The organism is Porphyromonadaceae bacterium W3.11 (genome assembly GCA_030434245.1).
Taxonomy (GTDB): Bacteria; Bacteroidota; Bacteroidia; order Bacteroidales; family Porphyromonadaceae; genus Porphyromonas_A.
This window is the reverse complement of the sequence record JAUISX010000001.1, coordinates 454,767-475,493: the sequence shown is the minus strand read 5'-3', so window position 1 is coordinate 475,493 and position 20,727 is coordinate 454,767. Positions and strand designations below refer to the sequence as shown.

General features: G+C 41.6%; 14 protein-coding genes and 4 tRNA genes. 1 reads left to right on the top strand and 17 read right to left on the bottom strand.

Annotated features, from left to right (window positions below; all coding sequences use genetic code 11):
• Window positions 1-217: 217 nt before the first annotated feature.
• The 13 genes from rpoC to QYZ87_01815 form a co-directional block, all read right to left on the bottom strand.
• A complete protein-coding gene (rpoC, locus tag QYZ87_01875; protein MDN4753283.1) occupies window positions 218-4,510 on the bottom strand; it encodes a DNA-directed RNA polymerase subunit beta' in 4,293 nt (1,430 codons plus the stop codon).
• Window positions 4,511-4,543: 33 nt separating this feature from the next.
• Window positions 4,544-8,356: a DNA-directed RNA polymerase subunit beta gene (gene rpoB / locus QYZ87_01870; protein ID MDN4753282.1), complete on the bottom strand. Its 3,813-nt coding sequence runs from the start codon at window positions 8,354-8,356 to the stop codon at window positions 4,544-4,546.
• A 113-nt stretch (window positions 8,357-8,469) separates the two neighbouring features.
• Window positions 8,470-8,844: a 50S ribosomal protein L7/L12 gene (gene rplL, locus QYZ87_01865; protein MDN4753281.1), complete on the bottom strand. Its 375-nt coding sequence runs from the start codon at window positions 8,842-8,844 to the stop codon at window positions 8,470-8,472.
• Window positions 8,845-8,913: 69 nt separating this feature from the next.
• A complete protein-coding gene (gene rplJ, locus QYZ87_01860) occupies window positions 8,914-9,462 on the bottom strand; it encodes a 50S ribosomal protein L10 (protein MDN4753280.1) in 549 nt (182 codons plus the stop codon).
• Window positions 9,463-9,498: 36 nt separating this feature from the next.
• Entirely contained in the window at window positions 9,499-10,197 is a 699-nt protein-coding gene (rplA, locus tag QYZ87_01855) for a 50S ribosomal protein L1 (protein ID MDN4753279.1), read from the bottom strand.
• A gap of 17 nt (window positions 10,198-10,214) precedes the next feature.
• Window positions 10,215-10,661: a 50S ribosomal protein L11 gene (gene rplK, locus QYZ87_01850; protein MDN4753278.1), complete on the bottom strand. Its 447-nt coding sequence runs from the start codon at window positions 10,659-10,661 to the stop codon at window positions 10,215-10,217.
• Window positions 10,662-10,827: 166 nt separating this feature from the next.
• The gene (locus tag QYZ87_01845; protein MDN4753277.1) at window positions 10,828-11,376 is read right to left on the bottom strand and encodes a transcription termination/antitermination NusG family protein; all 549 of its coding nucleotides are present in this window, start codon (window positions 11,374-11,376) and stop codon (window positions 10,828-10,830) included.
• Window positions 11,377-11,435: 59 nt separating this feature from the next.
• Window positions 11,436-11,660: a preprotein translocase subunit SecE gene (gene secE / locus QYZ87_01840; GenBank protein MDN4753276.1), complete on the bottom strand. Its 225-nt coding sequence runs from the start codon at window positions 11,658-11,660 to the stop codon at window positions 11,436-11,438.
• Between the two features lie 158 nt (window positions 11,661-11,818).
• Window positions 11,819-11,891: transfer RNA gene (locus QYZ87_01835), tRNA-Trp, on the bottom strand.
• Window positions 11,892-11,982: 91 nt separating this feature from the next.
• Window positions 11,983-13,170 (bottom strand): elongation factor Tu, encoded by a 1,188-nt coding sequence (gene tuf / locus QYZ87_01830; GenBank protein ID MDN4753275.1) that lies wholly within the window; start codon window positions 13,168-13,170, stop codon window positions 11,983-11,985.
• A gap of 103 nt (window positions 13,171-13,273) precedes the next feature.
• Window positions 13,274-13,345: transfer RNA gene (locus tag QYZ87_01825), tRNA-Thr, on the bottom strand.
• 5 nt (window positions 13,346-13,350) lie between these two features.
• A tRNA-Gly gene (locus tag QYZ87_01820) sits at window positions 13,351-13,423 on the bottom strand.
• 16 nt (window positions 13,424-13,439) lie between these two features.
• Window positions 13,440-13,522, bottom strand: a tRNA-Tyr gene (locus tag QYZ87_01815).
• Between the two features lie 555 nt (window positions 13,523-14,077).
• Here QYZ87_01815 and QYZ87_01810 point away from each other — a divergent pair.
• Window positions 14,078-14,473, top strand: a complete 396-nt coding sequence (locus tag QYZ87_01810; GenBank protein MDN4753274.1) for a CrcB family protein — start codon at window positions 14,078-14,080, stop codon at window positions 14,471-14,473.
• Between the two features lie 7 nt (window positions 14,474-14,480).
• On the opposite strand, the gene aroC is transcribed toward QYZ87_01810, so the two are convergent.
• Genes aroC through QYZ87_01790 form a run of 4 tightly spaced genes read right to left on the bottom strand, consistent with a single transcriptional unit; the run spans window position 14,481 to window position 20,678 of the window.
• Window positions 14,481-15,554, bottom strand: coding sequence for a chorismate synthase (aroC, locus tag QYZ87_01805; protein ID MDN4753273.1), 1,074 nt, complete (start codon window positions 15,552-15,554; stop codon window positions 14,481-14,483).
• A 4-nt stretch (window positions 15,555-15,558) separates the two neighbouring features.
• Complete coding sequence (locus QYZ87_01800; protein MDN4753272.1) at window positions 15,559-18,177, bottom strand: zinc-dependent metalloprotease; 2,619 nt, start codon at window positions 18,175-18,177, stop codon at window positions 15,559-15,561.
• A 13-nt stretch (window positions 18,178-18,190) separates the two neighbouring features.
• Window positions 18,191-19,135: a glycosyltransferase gene (locus QYZ87_01795; GenBank protein MDN4753271.1), complete on the bottom strand. Its 945-nt coding sequence runs from the start codon at window positions 19,133-19,135 to the stop codon at window positions 18,191-18,193.
• A gap of 25 nt (window positions 19,136-19,160) precedes the next feature.
• Entirely contained in the window at window positions 19,161-20,678 is a 1,518-nt protein-coding gene (locus tag QYZ87_01790) for a capsule assembly Wzi family protein (GenBank protein MDN4753270.1), read from the bottom strand.
• Window positions 20,679-20,727 lie beyond the last annotated feature (49 nt).

The following is a 20,727-nucleotide window of genomic DNA, read 5'->3' as shown; positions in this document are numbered from 1 at the left end:
TATATATAAAAATGAGAAGACTACCCATTGAGTCCCCTCATTAACCATTCCAATGCAAAAGTACGAAAAATAATGCAATAAACCAATTCTTGAAATGCCGTGAGGTCTAGGAAACTGTAACCGATTTTTTGCTGTTTAAACTATTTATGAGCAAATGAAGATACAAAAAAAGAAGGATGTTGAAATCGCAACATCCTTCTTCTTTTAATAATTATCGTTAGTCATATTCAGGCATTGTGACCTTATGAGCACGAACGGAATCTAATTCACGTTTTGATTCAATTTCCTTTTTGGAAGCAACGATAATCTTTTCGTATTCACGTTGCCCTGTACCAGCAGGAATTAGGTGACCGCAGATAACATTTTCTTTTAGGGCCTCTAAGCTATCAACCTTACCTTCGATAGCCGCATTGTTAAGTACCTTTGGCGTTTCTTGGAAGGATGCAGCTGACATAAAGCTCTTGGTCATTAATGCAGCTCGTGTGATCCCCTGAAGTATCTGATTCGTAGTTGCTGGCAGAGCATCACGAACTTCCATAGGCTGAAGATCTTTTCTTTTTAGTTGACTATTCTCTTCGCGTAGTCGTCTAGCAGTAATGATCTGACCCTCATAATAATTTTGTGAATCACCCTTATTCGTAACAACTTTTTTGCCCCAAAGTCTATTGTTTTCTTCCTGTACATCCAGTTTATCTACCATCTGCTGTTCTAGGAAAGTAGTATCTCCTGGATCTAGTACCTCGACCTTGCGCATCATCTGACGTACAATGACTTCAAAGTGCTTGTCATTAATGGATACACCTTGCTTTCTATACACATCTTGTACCCCGTTAACGATATAGTTCTGTACCGAATTTGGACCAAGAATGGCTAGTATGTCTGAAGGTGAAATGGCTCCATCTGATAGTGCTTCACCTGCTCTAACAAAGTCATTCTCTTGTACTAATAGTTGTCGTGTTAGCGGTACTAAGTACTTGCGCTCGTCGCCCATTTTACTTGTTACGATAACTTCACGATTACCTCGACGTAACTTGCCGAGTGTAACCTCTCCGTCAATTTCTGTAACGATAGCTGGATTAGATGGGTTTCTAGCCTCAAATAACTCAGTAACACGTGGAAGACCACCTGTGATGTCACCTGACTTAACAACTGTACGAGGAATCTTCACTAGAATATCTCCGGCCTTAACTTTTGATCCATTCTCCTTACTAATGTGTGCACCTACTGGAAGGTTGTATGTTCGAAGGATATCTCCACTTTTGTCTGTAATGATTAGGGCAGGGGATAAGCTCTTATCTTTGCTTTCAATTATAATCTTATCAGAGTGTCCAGCAGCCACGTTTGAGTCCGTTTGGATTCTGTAAGTAGCACCTTCCTTCACATCTTCATATTTCAGTTTACCACCCTCTTCAGCAATGATTACTGCGTTGAATGGGTCTGTCTCAAAGATCACATCGTCTGCCTTGACCATTGAGCCTGGCTTAAAGAGAAGCTTTGCACCGTAAGGTATGTTATCAGAAATAAGAGTCATCTTAGTGTTTGGATCAATGACTCGCATTTCAGCCTGACGACCTACTACCACTTGGTAAGCTTTACCACTTTCATCAGTTGTATCTACCGTACGAAGTTCTTCGATTTCTAAAATACCATCGTATTTAGCTTTAAAGTTACGCTCAATAGTATCAGTACTAGCCACACCACCAGCGTGGAATGTACGGAGGGTCAACTGTGTACCTGGCTCACCAATAGATTGTGCCGCCACGACACCTACTACCTCTCCCTTCTGGGCAAGTGAGTTGTGAGCAAGGTTACGTCCATAGCACATAGCACATACTCCCTTTTTACTTTCGCAGGTCAGGACGGACCTAATCTCAACTTCATTGATAGGTGATGCTTGAATCTCTGCAGCTAGCTTTTCATTGATTTCTTCACCAGCCTTGACAATGATCTTTCCTGTGATAGGGTGGATAATGTCATGGACAGATATACGCCCAAGGATACGCTCATAAAGTGAAGCAACAACATTGTTACCTTCCTTAATCTCTTTGCGAACGATACCACGAAGTGTACCGCAATCCTCTTCAGTGATGATCACGTCCTGTGATACGTCTACCAAACGACGGGTCAAGTAACCTGCGTCAGCGGTCTTAAGAGCTGTATCCGAAAGACCCTTACGAGCACCGTGGGTTGAGATAAAGTACTCAAGCACTGATAGACCTTCCTTAAAGTTAGATAGGATAGGGTTTTCCATTGTTTGAGCTCCTTCACCACTTCTTTGAGGCTTAGCCATCAAACCACGAATACCACTAAGCTGTTGGATCTGGTTAGCCGAACCACGGGCACCGGAATCCATCATCATGTAAATAGGATTAAATCCATCCTTGTCCTCCTTTAGCTGCTTCATAAGAATAGCTGAGAGGTTGTTATTTACATTCGTCCAAACATCAATGATTTGGTTGTAACGTTCATTGTTAGTGATGTTACCAAAGCTAAAGTCTTCTACGATACTGCTAACTTCTTCGTATCCATCCTGAATTAGCTCTTCTTTCTCTTTTGGTATGATTACATCAGATAAGTTGAATGAAAGACCTCCCTTGTATGCCATGTAGAATCCAAGATCCTTGATGTTATCAAGGAATTCAGATGTAACAGCGATGCCACACTCCTTTATGACATTACCAATGATGGTACGAAGGCTCTTTTTACCTATCAACTCATTAATGTATCCTAGTTCTTTTGGAACTTGGTCATTGAATATAAGACGACCAACCGAAGTCTCTACTATATGTTGAATTGGCTGTCCTTCCTCATCAATATCATCAACAAGTACATTAATAATCGCATGCATATCAAGTTTGCCTGAGTTATGTGCGATACGAGCTTCTTCAGGACCGTAGAAAGTTAATCCTTCCCCTTTTTGTCCCTTTCTTAGTTTAGTTATATAGTATAGCCCGAGTACCATATCCTGTGATGGAACTGTAATAGGGGTTCCATTAGCAGGGTTTAGGATATTGTGCGATGCGAGCATGAGGAATTGAGCCTCTAGAATCGCATTATTAGACAGTGGTAAGTGAACAGCCATCTGGTCACCATCGAAGTCCGCGTTAAATGCGGTACAAGCAAGAGGGTGAAGCCTAATTGCTTTCCCTTCAATAAGTCGAGGTTGGAATGCTTGGATACCTAATCTGTGAAGAGTAGGGGCACGGTTAAGCAACACGGGGTGTCCTTTGACTACGTTTTCCAAAATATCCCATACTACTGGTTCTCTTCTGTCAACGATACGACGGGCACTTTTAACGGTCTTTACGATGCCACGCTCTATCAATTTACGAATGATAAATGGCTTGTAAAGCTCAGCTGCCATATCCTGTGGCAGACCACATTCATGCATCTTTAGATTAGGACCTACCACGATAACCGAACGAGCAGAGTAGTCCACACGCTTACCAAGTAGGTTCTGTCTGAATCGACCTTGTTTACCTTTAAGACTGTCAGTAAGTGACTTTAGAGGACGGTTTGAATCAGACTTCACCGCACCTCTTCTACCTGAGTTGTCAAATAGACTATCAACAGCCTCCTGAAGCATACGTTTCTCATTACGAAGAATGACTTGAGGTGCTCTAGTCTCAATTAGACGACGGAGGCGGTTATTACGAATAATAACTCTACGATACAGTTCATTCAAGTCAGAAGTAGCAAAGCGACCACCATCCAGAGGCACTAGAGGTCTTAGATCTGGCGGAATCACAGGGATTACCTTCATAACCATCCATTCAGGACGGCTATAACCCTCACTAGCTCTAAAACTTTCTACTACTTGTAATCTCTTCAGAGCTTCCTTCTTTCTCTGCTGCGATGTTTCTTTTGCTGCTCTAGATCTCAGATCATAGGAAAGTTTATCTAGATCAATTTTGATAAGCAGTTGTTCAATCGCTGTTGCACCAATGTCTCCAATGAATTTATCAGGATCATTATCATCAAGTGCTTGATTTCCCTCAGGCAGATTGTTCATATACTCCAAGTATTCTTCTTCAGTAAGAAGTGTACCAACTTCTAACTCTTCAGAATAGATACCAGGATTTACTACGACATAATTCTCGTAGTATATAATCTTTTCAAGTTTCTTAGACGGAATACCTAGGAGATATGCAATCTTATTTGGAATTGATCTAAAGTACCATACGTGAACAATAGGCACCTCTAGACGAATGTGTCCCATCCTTTCACGACGAACCTTCTTCTCTGTAACCTCTACCTGACATCTGTCACAGACAACACCCTTGTATCTAACTCTCTTGTATTTTCCGCAGTGACACTCAAAGTCCTTAACTGGACCAAAAATGCGCTCACAGAATAGACCATCTCTCTCTGGTTTGTATGTGCGATAGTTGATGGTCTCAGGCTTGAGTACCTCACCATGTGAACTTTCGAGAATCTCTTCAGGAGAAGCGAGACCGATACGTATCTGGTTGAAATTGGACTTTATCTTTAAATCTCTTTTAAAAGCCATATGTCTAAATTGAAATAAGGTGCTATGTATAAATTACTGAAGCTCGAAACAAAGGCCTAGACCCTTAAGTTCGTTTAGTAGGACGTTAAGCGATTCTGGAATTCCAGGGGTAGGCATTGGTGTGCCTTTTACGATAGCTTCGTATGCTCTTGAACGTCCAATTACGTCATCACTCTTAATGGTAAGTATTTCTTGTAGAATGTATGCGGCTCCATAGGCTTCGAGTGCCCATACTTCCATCTCTCCAAAACGCTGACCTCCGAACTGAGCTTTACCTCCAAGAGGTTGTTGCGTGATAAGTGAGTATGGCCCAATCGAACGAGCATGCATCTTGTCCTCTACCATGTGCCCAAGTTTTAAGAAGTATGTTACTCCTACTGTAGCTGGCTGGTCAAAACGCTCACCAGTTTCTCCATCATATAGATATGTTCTACCAAATTGAGGGATGCCAGCTTTATCAGTCCATGCGTTAATATCATCTAGTGAAGCTCCATCAAAGATTGGTGTAGCGAATTTTATATCTAATTTCTTACCAGCCCAACCTAAGACAGCTTCAAAAATCTGTCCCAAGTTCATACGTGATGGTACACCCAATGGGTTTAGACATAAATCTACAGGAGTCCCATCCTCAAGGAATGGCATATCCTCGCGGCGAACAATACGGGAAACAATACCCTTATTTCCGTGACGTCCTGCCATCTTATCACCCACCTGAATCTTTCTTTTCTTGGCAATTAATACCTTAGCATTCTGAATAATACCATTAGGAAGTTCATCCCCAAGGGTTGCGTCAAATTGCTTTCTCCTAAACTCACTCTCAAGCTTCTTCAACTTAGTTAGGTAGTTGCGAAGTAATTGACCAATAAGCTCATTAGTATGCTCATCATCGGTCCAGTTAGTGAATTCAATTTCTTCATATTGTAGATTCTCGAGGAGAGGTGTTGTGAATTTAACGCCTTCTGCTACTACAATGGCACCCATGTAATCAGTGATACCTTGGCATACTTTTCTGCTAGTCAATTTAGATAGCTTAGAGAGCATGATGCTCTTAAGATCTTCTTTAGCAGTAGCCTCCTCGTCTTCAAGTTTCTTTTTCAATTCCCGTGTTGTCGCACGAGCATTTTTACCCTTTACAGCACGGCTGAATAGGTGTGTATCGTACACAACTCCCGATAGAGAAGGGTTAGCTTTCAGTGAGGCATCTTTAACATCACCTGCTTTTTCTCCAAAGATAGCATGAAGTAGTTTTTCCTCAGGAGTAGGGTCACTTTCTCCCTTAGGAGTAATTTTACCTACAAGTATGTCTCCTGGATGAACTCTAGCTCCTACTCGGATGATTCCATTTTCGTCAAGATCCTTAGTGGCATCTTCACTTACATTAGGAATGTCACTTGTGAGCTCTTCCATACCTCTCTTGGTTTCTCGAACCTCTAGGTTGTACTCATCGACATGAACAGATGTAAAGTAATCTTCCATGACCATTCTTTCGCTAAGAACGATAGCATCCTCATAGTTATATCCCTTCCAAGGCATATAAGCTACAGTTACGTTACGTCCCAAAGCAAGCTCACCATTTTGGGTTGAATAACCCTCAGTAAGAATTTGACCTTTCTTCAGTTTGTCTCCTCTTTTAACAATTGGCTTAAGGTCGATTGTTGTACTCTGGTTCGTCTTACGCCATTTTGGAAGATGATACACAACTAAGTTGTCATCAAAGCTTACAAACTCCTCCTCTTCAGATCTATCATAGCGAACGTGAATCTCAGTTGAATCAACAAATTCAACAACGCCTTCCTTCTCTGCTACAATCTGTGTCCTAGAGTCCTTGACTAATAATCCTTCCAAACCAGTTCCCACAATTGGGGCATCAGTTTGAATTAGAGGAACAGCCTGACGCATCATGTTAGATCCCATGAGGGCACGGTTCGCGTCATCATGTTCTAGGAACGGAATTAATGAAGCAGCAATAGAGGCGATCTGCATTGGAGACACGTCCATCAAATCCACTTGTTGAGGAGACACTACTGGAAAGTCAGAACCGTAGCGTGACTTCACTGCAGAGTTGGTGAAATATCCATTTTCATCAAGTGGGGCATTACCCTGTGCAACTGTTTTATCTTCTTCCGCTTCTGCAGTATAATACTCAACACCAGATGCTGAGAAATCTACTTTACCATCCGTTACCTTACGATACGGAGTTGACAAGAAGCCTAGCTCATTTATCTTTGCATATACGCACAGAGAGCTAATTAGACCAATATTTGGACCTTCAGGAGTTTCGATAGGGCACAGACGGCCATAGTGAGTATAGTGAACGTCACGAACTTCGAAACCAGCACGATCACGACTAATACCACCAGGTCCTAGAGCTGATAATCTACGTTTATGAGTGATCTCAGCCAATGGATTGGTCTGATCCATAAACTGAGAAAGAGGATTTGTCCCAAAGAAAGAGTTAACTACACTTGAGATCGTTTTAGCATTGATAAGATCTACAGGTGTAAATACTTCATTATCACGAACATTCATCCTTTCACGAACGGTTCGTGCCATACGAGAAAGCCCTATACCAAATTGTTGATACAGTTGTTCTCCTACAGTTCTTACACGTCTATTACTTAAGTGGTCGATATCATCAACCGTCTCTTTTTCGTTTTTAAGAGCTACTAGATACTTAATGATAGCCGAAATATCCTCATTTGTAAGAACCTTTACGTCCTCATTAATTTCTAATTTTAGCTTCTTATTAATTCTATACCTCCCCACATCGCCAAGATCATATCTCTTTTCGGAGAAGAAAAGATTATTGATTACTTCCATCGCAGAGTTTTCATCTACTGGATCTTGACTTCTTAGCTGTTTATAAATATGATATGCAGCCTCTTTTTGTGAGTTTGAAGGGTCTTTTTGAAGCGTATTGGTAATAACGCTATAGTCCAGACCATTTTCTGCATCTTTAAGTAGCAGAATGTTTTTTGTGCCTGAATCAAGTATGAGTTCTGAGTTCTCCTCAGTCAGTTCCTCATCTCTATCAACCACTACTTCGTATCTTTCTAGAGAAACGACTTCACCTGTTTCTTCATCAACGAGGTCTTCAATCCAGCTATTCAAGACGCGGGCAGCAATCTTCCTGCCCAGGTTCTTTTTCAAGTTAGACTTACTAACTTTGACCTCTTCAGCTATACCAAATAGATTAAGAATATCCTTGTCACTCTCGTAGCCTATGGCACGAAGTAATGTTGTGACCGGAAGCTTCTTCTTACGGTCAATGTATGCATACATGACATTATTAATGTCTGTTGCAAATTCTATCCATGACCCTTTAAATGGAATTACCCTAGCTGAGAATAGCTTTGTTCCATTGTTGTGTACACTCTCACTAAAGAATACACCAGGAGAGCGGTGCATCTGAGATACCACCACTCGTTCAGCACCATTGATGATAAAGGTACCTGATGGAGTCATGTACGGGATCTGTCCTAGATACACATCCATGACAGAGGTATCGAAATCCTCATGTTCTGGATCCGTACAGTAAAGCTTCATCTTGGCTTTTAGAGGGACATTATATGTCAGCCCACGTATTAAGCACTCATCGAGTGAGTAGCGTGGTGGATCTATAAAATAATCAAGAAACTCTAGGACGAAGTTATTACGAGTATCTTGGATCGGGAAGTTCTCCATAAATACCTTATAGAGTCCCTCATTCTTACGCTTGTCCGAGGGTGTATCCAATTGCATGAAATCCTTGAATGATTGCAGTTGGATGTCTAAGAAATCTGGGTAATCCAGAGGGTTCTTGATGGCAGCGAAGTTTACTCTTTGTTTGTTATTATTATTGGACATAAAAAACCTTAAAAGCCGAATTTAGGGAAAAAGACACGAAAAGGTTAAAGACCCACTATATCGTGGGTCCTTAACCATCACCTGTATTATCTACAGGAGGCACAGTTACAAGCTTACGCTATTTCTACTTCAGCACCAGCCTCTTCGAGGACAGCCTTAAGTGCATCAGCTTCAGCTTTGTCTACGCCTTCCTTAAGTTTACTTGGAGCTGCATCTACTAGTTCCTTAGCTTCTTTAAGACCAAGGCCCATGTGTTCCTTAACAGCCTTTACTACTTGTAGTTTAGCACCACCTGCAGCCTTAAGAACTACATCAAATGTGCTCTTCTCTTCTGCAGCACCTTCACCGCCAGCAGCAGGACCTGCAACTGCAACTGCAGCAGCAGCTGGTTCAATACCATATTCATCCTTAAGAATGTTCTTAAGTTCTGTTACTTCAATTACAGTAAGGTTCACTAGTTGTTCAGCAATAGCTTTGATATCTGCCATGTTGTTATATATATTATTTGTGTTATATACTTTTTTGAAAAATCTCTTTTTTTGTAGGACAACTAAATATTAGTTGTTCTTTTCTTCAATTGCATCCAGCAGACCGTGGATAGTACCACCAGCTGAAGCAAGCTGCGAAACGACGCTTTGGATAGGTCCTTCAAGCATACCAAGGATATCTCCGATAAGTTCTTCCTTGCTCTTGATAGTAACCAACTCTTCTAGCTTCTCAGGACCAAGGTAAATGCCTTCTTGTACGTAGGCACCTTTAAGTTCTGGTTTTGCTTTTTGAGTTTCATCCTCAGGTTTGTTCTCTTTAATAAAGGCCTTGATTAGCTTTGCAGGTGCATTTGCTGTTTCAGCAAACATTACCGCAGTATTTCCTTTCAAGGTGTCATATAGTGGGGAGTATGCTTCATCGTTTACTTGGCTTAGTGCGATTCTCATAAGAGTGTTCTTCACCACTACCAATTTTACGTCACTTTTGAAGCACTCCTTACGCAGTGCACTTGTCTTATCAGCAGTTAGTCCCTCGATGTCAGTTAGGTAGAAGTTTGGATATTGTTCTACTAACTCAACCAATTGGTTAACCACTGTTGTTTTAAGTTCTTTCTTCATACTAATTGAATCCTTTTTTTCTTTTTCTCTGAATTATTATTCTCCAACAAAAGAGCGAGGATCCACCTTGATACCAAGGCTCATAGTACTTGATAAGAAAATACTCTTAATATAAGTACCCTTCGCAGCAGTAGGCTTAAGTTTCACGATTGTGTTGATAAATTCACGTGCATTATCACGGATCTTTTCAGCAGGGAAAGAAATCTTACCAACTGATGCGTGTATAATTCCAGCTTTATCAACCTTAAAGTCGATCTTACCTTGCTTAACCTCACGTACCGCGTTACCAATTTCGTTAGTAACGGTTCCACTTTTTGGGTTAGGCATAAGTCCACGAGGACCAAGAACTCTACCAAGTGCACCTATCTTTCCCATAACGCTAGGCATGGTAATGATAACGTCCACGTCGGTCCAGCCACCTTTGATCTTCTCAATGTATTCATCAAGTCCTACATAGTCAGCACCAGCTTCTTGTGCTTCAGTCTCTTTGTCAGCAGTACAGAGCACCAGTACCCTAGTTTCCTTTCCTGTTCCGTGTGGTAGTGATACAACACCACGTACCATTTGGTTAGCTTTTCTTGGATCTACACCGAGACGGATATCTATATCTACAGAAGCATCAAACTTAGTTGTTGTGATCTCTTTTACAAGAGCTGAAGCTTCCGTAAGTGTATATAGTTTCCCCGGCTCGACCTTACTCAAAGCTAACTTTTTATTTTTCGTTAGTTTACTCATAATAAATCGATTGTTTTTTATTCAACATTTTCCGGGAAAGCCCCTTTAATAGAAATACCCATACTCCTAGCAGTCCCTGCAACTAACCTCATAGCACTTGCTATAGTGAAGCAGTTTAGGTCTACCATTTTTGCTTCTGCGATCGTCTTAACATCATCCCATGTAATGGTCGCTACTTTCTTACGATTTGGTTCTGCACTACCTGATTTTTTCTTAGAGATCTCCAGAAGTTGAACAGCCACAGGAGGTGTTTTTACGATAAAGTCAAAAGACTTATCGCTGTAATATGTAATTATTACAGGTAAAACTTTCCCAGCCTGATCTTGGGTTCTGGCGTTAAATTGCTTGCAAAAGTCCATAATGTTGATCCCTTTTGCACCAAGTGCAGGACCAACCGGAGGGGACGGATTAGCCGCACCACCTTTGATTTGCAGTTTAAGTTGTCCAGCAATTTCTTTTGCCATGATTAATTAAACATTTAAAGTGTTAATAATTTTGTGATGAAGTTCAGTCGAGCACTTACCCCTTTATTTTCTTATTCAGCATTAATCTTGTATATGCACAAGTCGTAACAATTTTTGCATTTACAACAAGAAAACGAGGTCCTCTATATCCTAGAGGTGGGTAAAGTTATGGCATGCTCTCCTTTTCCACTTGAATAAAGTCAACTTCCATCGATGTCTCACGCCCGAATACTTTAACAAGTATTTTAAGCTTCTTACGATCATCTAAAACCTCAGTAATTTCACCAAAGAAACCTGAGAATGGCCCGTAAGTTACTTTTACTCGTTCTCCTTCGTGGAATGATAGTTCACCATCGTCAGGTGTATCACTTAGTTTATCAGCAACACTCTTCATCTGCTCTACGTCCTCTGTTGAGAGAGGTGTAGGATCATCTTCAGAGCCTAGGAAACCAAGTACATTGGGGATGCGACGAAGTGTAAACTTTGTCTCACCGACCAAATCTGCTTGTACGAACACATATCCAGAATAATATGGACGAGTGCGTTCCACACGGCCACCCTTAGCACTCTTATTGAGTTGATAATAGGTTTCCATAGGAATCAATATTTCTCCCACATTTTCCTTTAATACAGGGACTGCATCACGCATACCCTCTATGTATTCCTCTACATCCTTTTCTTTGCCCGTTATTGTACGGAGGACGTAGTATTTCATATCCTTATTGCTCATTACTAAATAAACTTACTTCCTTACGATAATTACCTATATCCGTATTAGATAAGAGTGCGGTATATACCTGTAACGATAAATTCGAACGCTTTGTCTACCAAGAAAATAAACAGTGACATGACTAGGGAAGCAACTAGTACTAGCACTGCACTGTTTGAAAGTTCTTTCTGGGTAGGCCAAGTCACCTTATAGCGAAGTTCTTTGTAGCACTCGCTAGCGTAAGAACCTAGTCTTACAAAGAAATTGTCTTTCTTCTTAGGGTTAGCCATAAAACCTTTTATTGTTTGTTTGTAAAACCTTTATTTCATGTAATCTATGTTTTAGACTACCCTTACGAAATAATGATTTCCATTACTATCTTAATTTGTAAAGAAACCTTTGGAAGGGAATTTACACCCTCCCAAAGGGTTCCTTATGATTTCTCTTGCACGGGCAGAAAGATTCGAACTCTCGACACCTGGTTTTGGAGACCAGTGCTCTACCAGCTGAGCTATGCCCGTTTATAAAGTGATGAGGGCGAGGATATAATCTTCGTACCTCATCACTTATTCTTATAATTCTAGGGGATGAGACCCTTTGAATTAGATTTTATTAGTCAAGTAGTTCAGTGATCTGACCTGCACCTACTGTACGACCTCCTTCGCGGATTGCGAAACGAAGACCTAGGCTACATGCTACAGGGTAGATTAGTTCTACTGAAATTGTTACGTTGTCACCTGGCATCACAATTTCCTGACCTTCTGGAAGAGTGATTTCACCGGTTACGTCTAGAGTACGAATAAAGAACTGTGGACGGTACTTGTTACGGAATGGAGTGTGACGACCACCTTCTTCTTTCTTAAGTACGTAAACCTCTGCCTTGAATTTTGAGTGAGGCTTAACGCTACCTGGCTTACAGATAACCATACCACGCTTGATATCGTCCTTGTCAATACCACGAAGAAGTAGACCTACGTTGTCACCAGCTTGACCTTCGTCAAGAATCTTACGGAACATCTCAACACCAGTTACAACTGACTTAGTCTTCTCAGCACCAAGACCGATGATCTGTACTTCATCACCTGTGTGAACAACACCTGTTTCGATACGACCAGTTGCTACTGTACCACGACCAGTGATTGAGAATACGTCCTCTACTGGCATTAGGAAGTCCTTATCTACAGCACGAGGTGGAATTGGGATCCATTCGTCAACAGCATCCATTAGCTTACGAACACTTTCTTCCCATTTCTCTTCTCCGTTAAGTGCACCAAGAGCAGAACCCTGGATAACTGGAGTGTTGTCGCCATCGAAGTCGTAGAATGAAAGAAGCTCACGGATCTCCATTTCTACAAGTTCTAGCATCTCTTCGTCATCTACCATATCGCACTTGTTCATGAATACAACAAGACGAGGTACGTTTACCTGACGAGCTAGAAGGATGTGCTCACGAGTCTGTGGCATAGGACCATCAGTTGCAGCCACTACGATAATAGCACCGTCCATCTGAGCAGCACCAGTTACCATGTTCTTTACATAGTCGGCGTGTCCTGGGCAGTCAACGTGTGCATAGTGGCGGTTAGCTGTTTGGTACTCAACGTGTGAAGTATTGATAGTAATACCTCTTTCCTTTTCTTCAGGAGCGTTGTCAATTGAGTCGTAAGAGCGTAATTCTGTATGTCCGTCTCTTGCTAGCACAGTAGTAATCGCAGCAGTAAGAGTAGTCTTACCGTGGTCTACGTGGCCGATCGTACCAATGTTTACGTGAGGTTTCGATCTGTCGTAATGTTCTTTTGCCATAGTCTAATAACAATAAAATATAGTTGTGTTTATAATATTTAATCCCCAAATATATGAAAAATGCCTGTGATAACCAAATCTTAGAGCATATTTCATATTTCTGAGCCGACGCCGGGAATTGAACCCGGGACCTCTTCCTTACCAAGGAAGTGCTCTACCCCTGAGCTACGTAGGCGTTAGAGCGGAAGACGGGGCTCAAACCCGCGACCCTCAGCTTGGAAGGCTGATGCTCTATCAACTGAGCTACTTCCGCATGATTTAAAAAAGTGTGGGCAGTGATGGATTCGAACCACCGAAGTCGAAAGACAGCTGAGTTACAGTCAGCCCCAGTTGGCCACTTTGGTAACTGCCCATTCTTTTTATTGTTCCCATTTATGGGATCGGTGGCAAAGTTACAAAAAGAATTTTGATCAGCAAAATATTTTAAACTAATATTTCGTTCAAATCGCTTTTTTTGATGTTTGTTTTAGTTGCCTTTGTTTATGGAGTTATTGCATTAGTCGCTCTGTGTCTATGATCTCTTATAGTAGTTCGTATCTATGAGACTCGATTTGTTAGTCCGTTTTTGATTTTTTGTGTCATTGATTTCTTAGACCATTGAAATATACATTGCTTATTATTCTCTTTTAAAAGTGTTATGTATCTAGAACGTGTTGCTGAAGGGCAATGTACTGCTTTTCGACTTAGGTACGGTTAACTACTATGATCACATACTACTAACTTTAATCTATCTTTCTATATTCCTTGCTATTTTATTCGCTGTTTCTTTTTCAGATGATTTATAAGCAAATCCATTATGGTCTTATATTTTTATCACTCTATCTTCTTTGCGTCATTATAACTTCTACAATATATTTATGTACTTTTGTGCCGTTCGTAATTTAATGTACTACATAATATAATGTGTATGAACGCAACATTGGTTTCTGTGTTTTTTGTAGCTTTAGGTGGCGGTTTAGGTTCTGCAAGTAGGTTTTTGTTGTCGTTATTTACTCAACAATGCTTACCCACGATGTCATGGATTGGCACACTTAGTGTAAATATTTTAGGCTCATTTCTTATTGCTCTTTTTTTAGTTTTAGGTAGAGCGTATTATCCTACTTCATCATTTTTCTCTCCTTTTTTTATGGTTGGTTTATGTGGTGGGTTTACTACATTTTCTAGTTTTACCTTGGATGCGTATAAGTTGTATGAGTCAGGAGATACCCGAATGGCTGTGCTCTATGTTCTTCTATCTCTTATTCTTTCTTGCCTAGCCCTTCTTGGGGGACTATATGTTGGTGGAAAAATAACACTTCGTTAGTTCAATATTATAGATTTTCCTTGTACCTCGTCAGGTAAATATCCACGAGGGTTAGAGCAGTCATCGCATCGACTACAGGAAGTACTCTAGGGAATACTGAAGCATCATGCCGCCCTGTGATTTCAATCGTTGTATTATCCCCTTGACTATTGATGGTTTTTTGTTTTTTTGAGATCGAAGCAATTGGTTTGAATGCCGTCCGAAAGCAGATATCGGCTCCATTTGTTATACCTCCTTGCACACCACCAGAGTGGTTGGTTGCGGTGACTATCTTCCCATTAATCACTTCGAATGGATCATTAGCCTCGCTTCCTTTCATACGTGTCATATCAAATCCATCTCCCATTTCAAAGCCCTTTGCCGCGCCGATGCTCATCATTGCTGCAGCCAGTCTTGCATCCAGCTTGTCAAATAGGGGGTTACCCCATCCAGCAGGTGCACCCTGTATAATTGTGCTAACCGTGCCTCCTAGAGAATCTCCCTCATCTCTGGCTTTCAGGAGGGCTTGATACATCATGTTATCCTCCTTCTTTGATGGACACCCAGTAATACTTTTGACTACATCTTCCATTGTGAAGTCGTTGTTATATTTATCAGGTAAACTGGTATTCCCAATCTGTGAAGTATAGCTAAGGATATGTACGCCCTGCTGCTCTAAAAGTTGTATAGCAATAGCTCCCGCCACCACTCTCACTACGGTCTCACGAGCTGATGCTCTCCCGCCACCCCTGTGATCTCTGATACCATATCTTGCTTGGTAACTATAATCTGCATGCGACGGTCTGTATATCTCTTTGAGCGGATCATAGTCGTTTGATTTATGGTCTCCATTGGGGAATATATACGCTATTGGTGTACCTGTGGTTATCCCATCTAGCAGACCCGATATAAAGACCGGCTGATCTTTTTCACTCCTAGCTGTGCTGATACTACTTTTCCCCTTTCTCCTTAGGAGCATCTTTTCTATATGTTCATAATCTACTTGAAGGCCTGGAGGACAACCATCTATGACTCCACCGACATAGGGTCCATGAGATTCTCCAAAGGTGGTAAGTACAAATCTTTGACCAATGCTATTCATGATTTTATTTTGGTTGAAGTAGTTTGTCTAAACGAAGAGACCATAAGGTATAGAATCCTTTGGATGGAATGTCAGAAGTTGATGCGGCTCTTTTTTCGAACATTTCCTTAATCTCTTTTAATTTAATCACTATCGTAGGAGCTACCTCGTACCCTCTTGGAGAAGCAGGCATGAAGTTGGCTCTAAAGAAATTCTTATCTTTCTTTTCTATTATTGGCTCAATGTTATGATTATGATAAACTTCGTTCATGCAAAGAGGAGTAGCCATCATTTGTTTTAGAGTTCTATCGTAAGATGGGTCATTATATAGAGCTCCTATCGGTATCTCTGCTATTGAGATGTCGCTATATCCAATGAGGTTAGAGAGAGCTGCATCCATTAAAGCAAGGTCTATCGGCTTCAGTTCTTTTTGATGATAAACTGGCTCGAATACCTCCCGGACATAGTCATCTATGTAGTCTTGGAGGGAGTAGCCCGTGCCTTGTTTTGCTTTACTTCCATCTATGATACCCAATAAGCGATATGACTCTAATAAGTCATGAGCAATGTAGAGTGGGATGAAGCGCTGCATATTGCCTCCTTCTTGAGAACCACTTTTATCATATTTCTGTTGGATATCATTTGTGAATAGCCATTGACCCATCTCTCTGACCTGCTTAATCACCCAATGTAGAGCCGCTTGCTGTTTTTCTTTGGAAATATACGTAACAGGCATTTGTCCATCTCCTTGTCTATTCTCATAATACACGCGTCCTCCTATATATGGAGTGACATGTCTTAGGTGTCGAAAGAATTGCCCCACAATCTCCGAGTGAGCTTTCTCTAGGTCATCTGTACGATCGCCTTCGTTAGCAAGCCATTGCTCATAGTACCGTAAGATGAATTTTAAGTTTTTAATACCGTAATCACCTGCCTTCATGTGGTCATCACCTAAGTCTTCCGTTTGGTCTGTAGGGTCTAGAATCCACATCTGTTGAGCTCCAAACTCATACATCGGATCATCCTTTTTCTCCTCTATCCACTTATTGAGGATTGTTTTCTCATCCCTGTAACTTTTCACTTCTGGGATATAGCGGTACCCCCAGTTGATAGCGTATATATCATAGACCCCGATAAGTGGTGGTGTCATCTTTACCCCTCTTTCGTAGTCACCAGGCTGTGCGATGTAGTTGTTCCGAGCATAGTCCATGATGCTAGGAGTGGTCCCGAACTTTTGCGTAAAGTCTGGATCTCTGAGCTTTTCTACAGGGAAGGAATAACTAGCTCCCATGTTGTGCATCAGTCCGAGGGTATGTCCTATCTCATGCGAAGCAACGTATCTCATGGCTTCCGCCATGACTTCATCAGGGATAATATGGCTTCGGACACGGGCGTCAGCAGCCGCAGTCTGAGTAAATCGCCAGTGATGGAGTAGGGACACTACATTATGATACCAGATGACATCGGCACATAGTATCTCGCCACTCCTTGGGTCTATATAGCTTGGTCCCATTGCATTAGCAATTTCAGTTGTGGCATACTTGATACAGGAGAAACGTAGGTCATCAGGATCAAAGTCGGGCATCTCTTCTTTACTTGGATAGAGTCTGGCCTGAATGGCATTCTTGAATCCAGCAGCCTCAAATGCTTTGTTCCAATCTTCCACACCATTTATGACTGCTGTTCTCCACTTTTGGGGGAAAACAGTGTCAATGTAAAAGACGATAGGCTGAATTGGGGAGACCAACTGCCCAGCATTATAGGCTGTCGTATCAGATGGTTCGAGTCTCCAGCGATGAATAATCTTAAACTGTTCGATCTTATCAAGCGAGGTTGTGAAGCGTTGGCGAAGACTATAAAAGTACCCAACACGATTATCCTGTAGCCTCATCTTCATTGGCTTCTCTGGAAGAAGTACCAGTGAACGATGTGTCTCAATGGTGTAGGGGTCAGTGTCCTTTCTATAAGCCATGATACTCTTAATCTCTACATTACGAGGAAAGGTCTTAACGCTCTTAACGAAACTAGCACTGCTGATAGGGCTGCCAGCTATCATGCTATCTTCTACTGGGGATATATTTGACTCCCCACCAAGGAAGAAATCCGTGACATCTATGACCACATTATCACCGTGCTCTGTTTCAATATCAAAGGTTGTTAATATGGGCTCAATAAAATTCTTCTCAAAGGACGGTGCTATCGGGTCATTCTCATCTACAAAATTCTCTGTCTGAATGGTGTGAACCACGATCTTCTCATTAAGCTTTGCCAGACGAATAATAATAGGCTCTGTTACCATCTGTCCTGCTACGGCTTCGAGAGTATTTGATGTTTGGGAAATCCGATTAGAGAGCAAAAGGGGCTTTCCCATAATCGAGTCGGAGAGTTCAAAGTATAGCTTGCCCTTTTTTAAAATAGTCACTACCAACCCACTATCTACCTCTGCCTCTTCTATCAGGTCAGAATATTTATCCTCTACCTTCTCTTCCTCGCTTCTCTTCTCTGCGGCCTCCTTGGCAGCCTGTCTCTTACTCTTGAAGATTTCTTTGAATGGTTTTAGATTTGTCTCTTCTTGGGCTAAAGCAGTCTGCCCACTGAGTGTTATGACTAAGATAAGTAGTGTTACCCACCTTTTGATATTCATGATATTCTAATTCTTATTTCTTTATTCGTCTGTTCCAATACTCTTCCATAAACCCAATGCCATATCCGAAGTGCTGAACGTACGTTGCAGCAACGGCATGAAGCCCCATATTCATACTATCCATCTGAATGCTACCACTGATGAAAATCAATAACGCATAGAGGAGAATAAATGGAATGAATACACCGAATACTGAGAGCACATTTATAATGACGAAAATGGTTGGTAGATAGTGTACTGGCTTAAGTGTACCAGGATGAAAATGATCCAGTATGATTCTAGCTCTTCCACTATGCCTCACCTGTTGGAAAAAATCACTATAAGTTACCCTCCTTTTGTGATATAGCCACGCTTCTGGGTATAAGGCTGAGCGATAGCCAGCTTCTATAGCTCTCATGCTTAAGTCTAGGTCTTCTCCATACCTCATCCCTTTTCGGAATCCTCCTAGTTGCTCGAAGATGCTTCTCCTTATCCCCATGTTAAAGGTGCGAGGATAGAAAGAGTCCACACTCTTCTTAGCTCCTCTAATTCCACCAGAGGTGAAGAGTGAGGTCATACTAAAGTTTATCGCTTTCTGAATCGCAGTAAAGTTATCCGCTGCTCTGTCTGGGCCACCGAAAAGGTCTGCTTTATTCAATTGCATTTCAGCGACTAAGGCTCTTAAAAATAAGGGTGGGAGTATAGTGTCACTATCAAGAAAGTGGAGGTACTCACCCGTCGCCTCCTTTGCCCCACGATTTCGAGCACCACCAGGTCCTGTATTAGACTGTTGAATATATTTTATGGGGAGGATATGTTGGAATTCCTGAGCTATAAACGCTGAAGAGTTGGTCGAGCCATCTTCGACTATAATAATCTCATAGTGAATATCTGTAGATTGGAGCTTAGAGAAGGATTCCAGTAGATCTCGAAGCTCAGAAGGTCTATTATAGATAGGAATAATGAATGAGATGTCCATGCTGATGTACTGATTGTGATACGGATTAAAAGTGTTCCTTATTAAAGTGGTATTGAAGGGAAATCCCTCCGCCTAAGGTTTTAGGTGTATATTTTCCGAAGTCCATGCCAGCTTCTAAACCTACATAGAGTCCTTTGAAATACTCTATTGGTGCTTGCACCCTTAGATAACTGTAGGTGGCATGGAAGGGCTTCTCAGGGCGAGAGTAAAAGCTACCCCATGACTTCGCGAGTGTCAGCTTAGCTTCATACTTGATATTCCAGAGTTGCTCTAACGTTCCGCTAATACCAAAGTGAAAAGCTTGAATCCTATTGTGTTGGTATCTCTTGGCATCATCTTCAAGATAATCCTTGTAAGCACGAGGAATAAGGAGAGGGTTCCCTATATTCATCCCTACGTAGGTAGCCCCACTTCTATACTCTCCATTACTATAGTATCCATCAGCACCGCCGCCACGGCCTTCGCCATTCGGACGGTAAAAGTCCAAGATGTGGAATGGTCCTGATTGATTCATGGTGGTGATATATTCTACCAAAGCGTGGCTGATGGGGGATGACTTTTTCTTGAATGTAACATGTAACCCCCATAAACCATCAGGCCCATTATTCAGCTCTATACCAGATTTGTCCTCAAAGATATGTAGGTGATACAGTTGGAATCTGTGGCTTGGCGTATGCCATGCCAGCTCCATGAGATATTGTCCAAAATGATTACCAAGGACATTGATTTGATCACTTGTGGTGGCATCGCTACCTCCACTTTTCCCCATAATCACACGAAAGAAATCCTTAAATGACGCGGGCTCACTTTTTTCTAATCCGTGATGATGCCCTCCCCACTGAGCTGCGTGTGTCCCACCAACGGTCAGAGTAAGGGGAAGTGTCCCATCTTCTTTTCCTATCCTTAGGTAGCCGGTCTTATGGTGCCATAATGTGCCTACCGTGTAGTATCGATCAGGAGCTCCTGGATACGTAAGCTGGTGATATCTATTTTCAAAAAATCTTCCGACGGAGAAGTCTGCATAAAGCGAGAGTATTCCATTCGTCTTGGGAATCTCTATGAAGTCATTGGTGTGCAGCAAGACCATTGGAATAGGGAGTGCATTATTTGATAAGACCATTGCACCAGATGTCTGAGGGGAAAAGTCTATAGGTTGCTGATAATCCATCGCACCAAGCTTAATGCCCACCCAGTCATTCTTGTAACCTATACCCAGTTGTCTGAGTCTATAGATGGGTTTCATGCCCGATTCCATCAATCCTTCAAAGACACCCGTTAGGTAATGTCCCTTACCCAGCTGATACTTGTATGACGTGGTGATGTCCAATAACGCAGAGGTTGGAGCAAGCGAGCGTCTTCCACCCTGCCCATGAACACTCCAGAACGCAGCAGATGTCCCACTATAGCCCCCCCCTTGTAGCTCTGTGGATACTTTAAGACCTAACGGTATCTCATCCTCCCATCTCTCCTCAAAATCTTGAGCAGAAAGCCCTACTAGGCTAATGACTAAGATTATTGCAGCGTATAATAGTTTTCCTTTCATTACTCTCTATTGAAATCATATAACGAACAAAGTTAGCAAATTTCCCTCT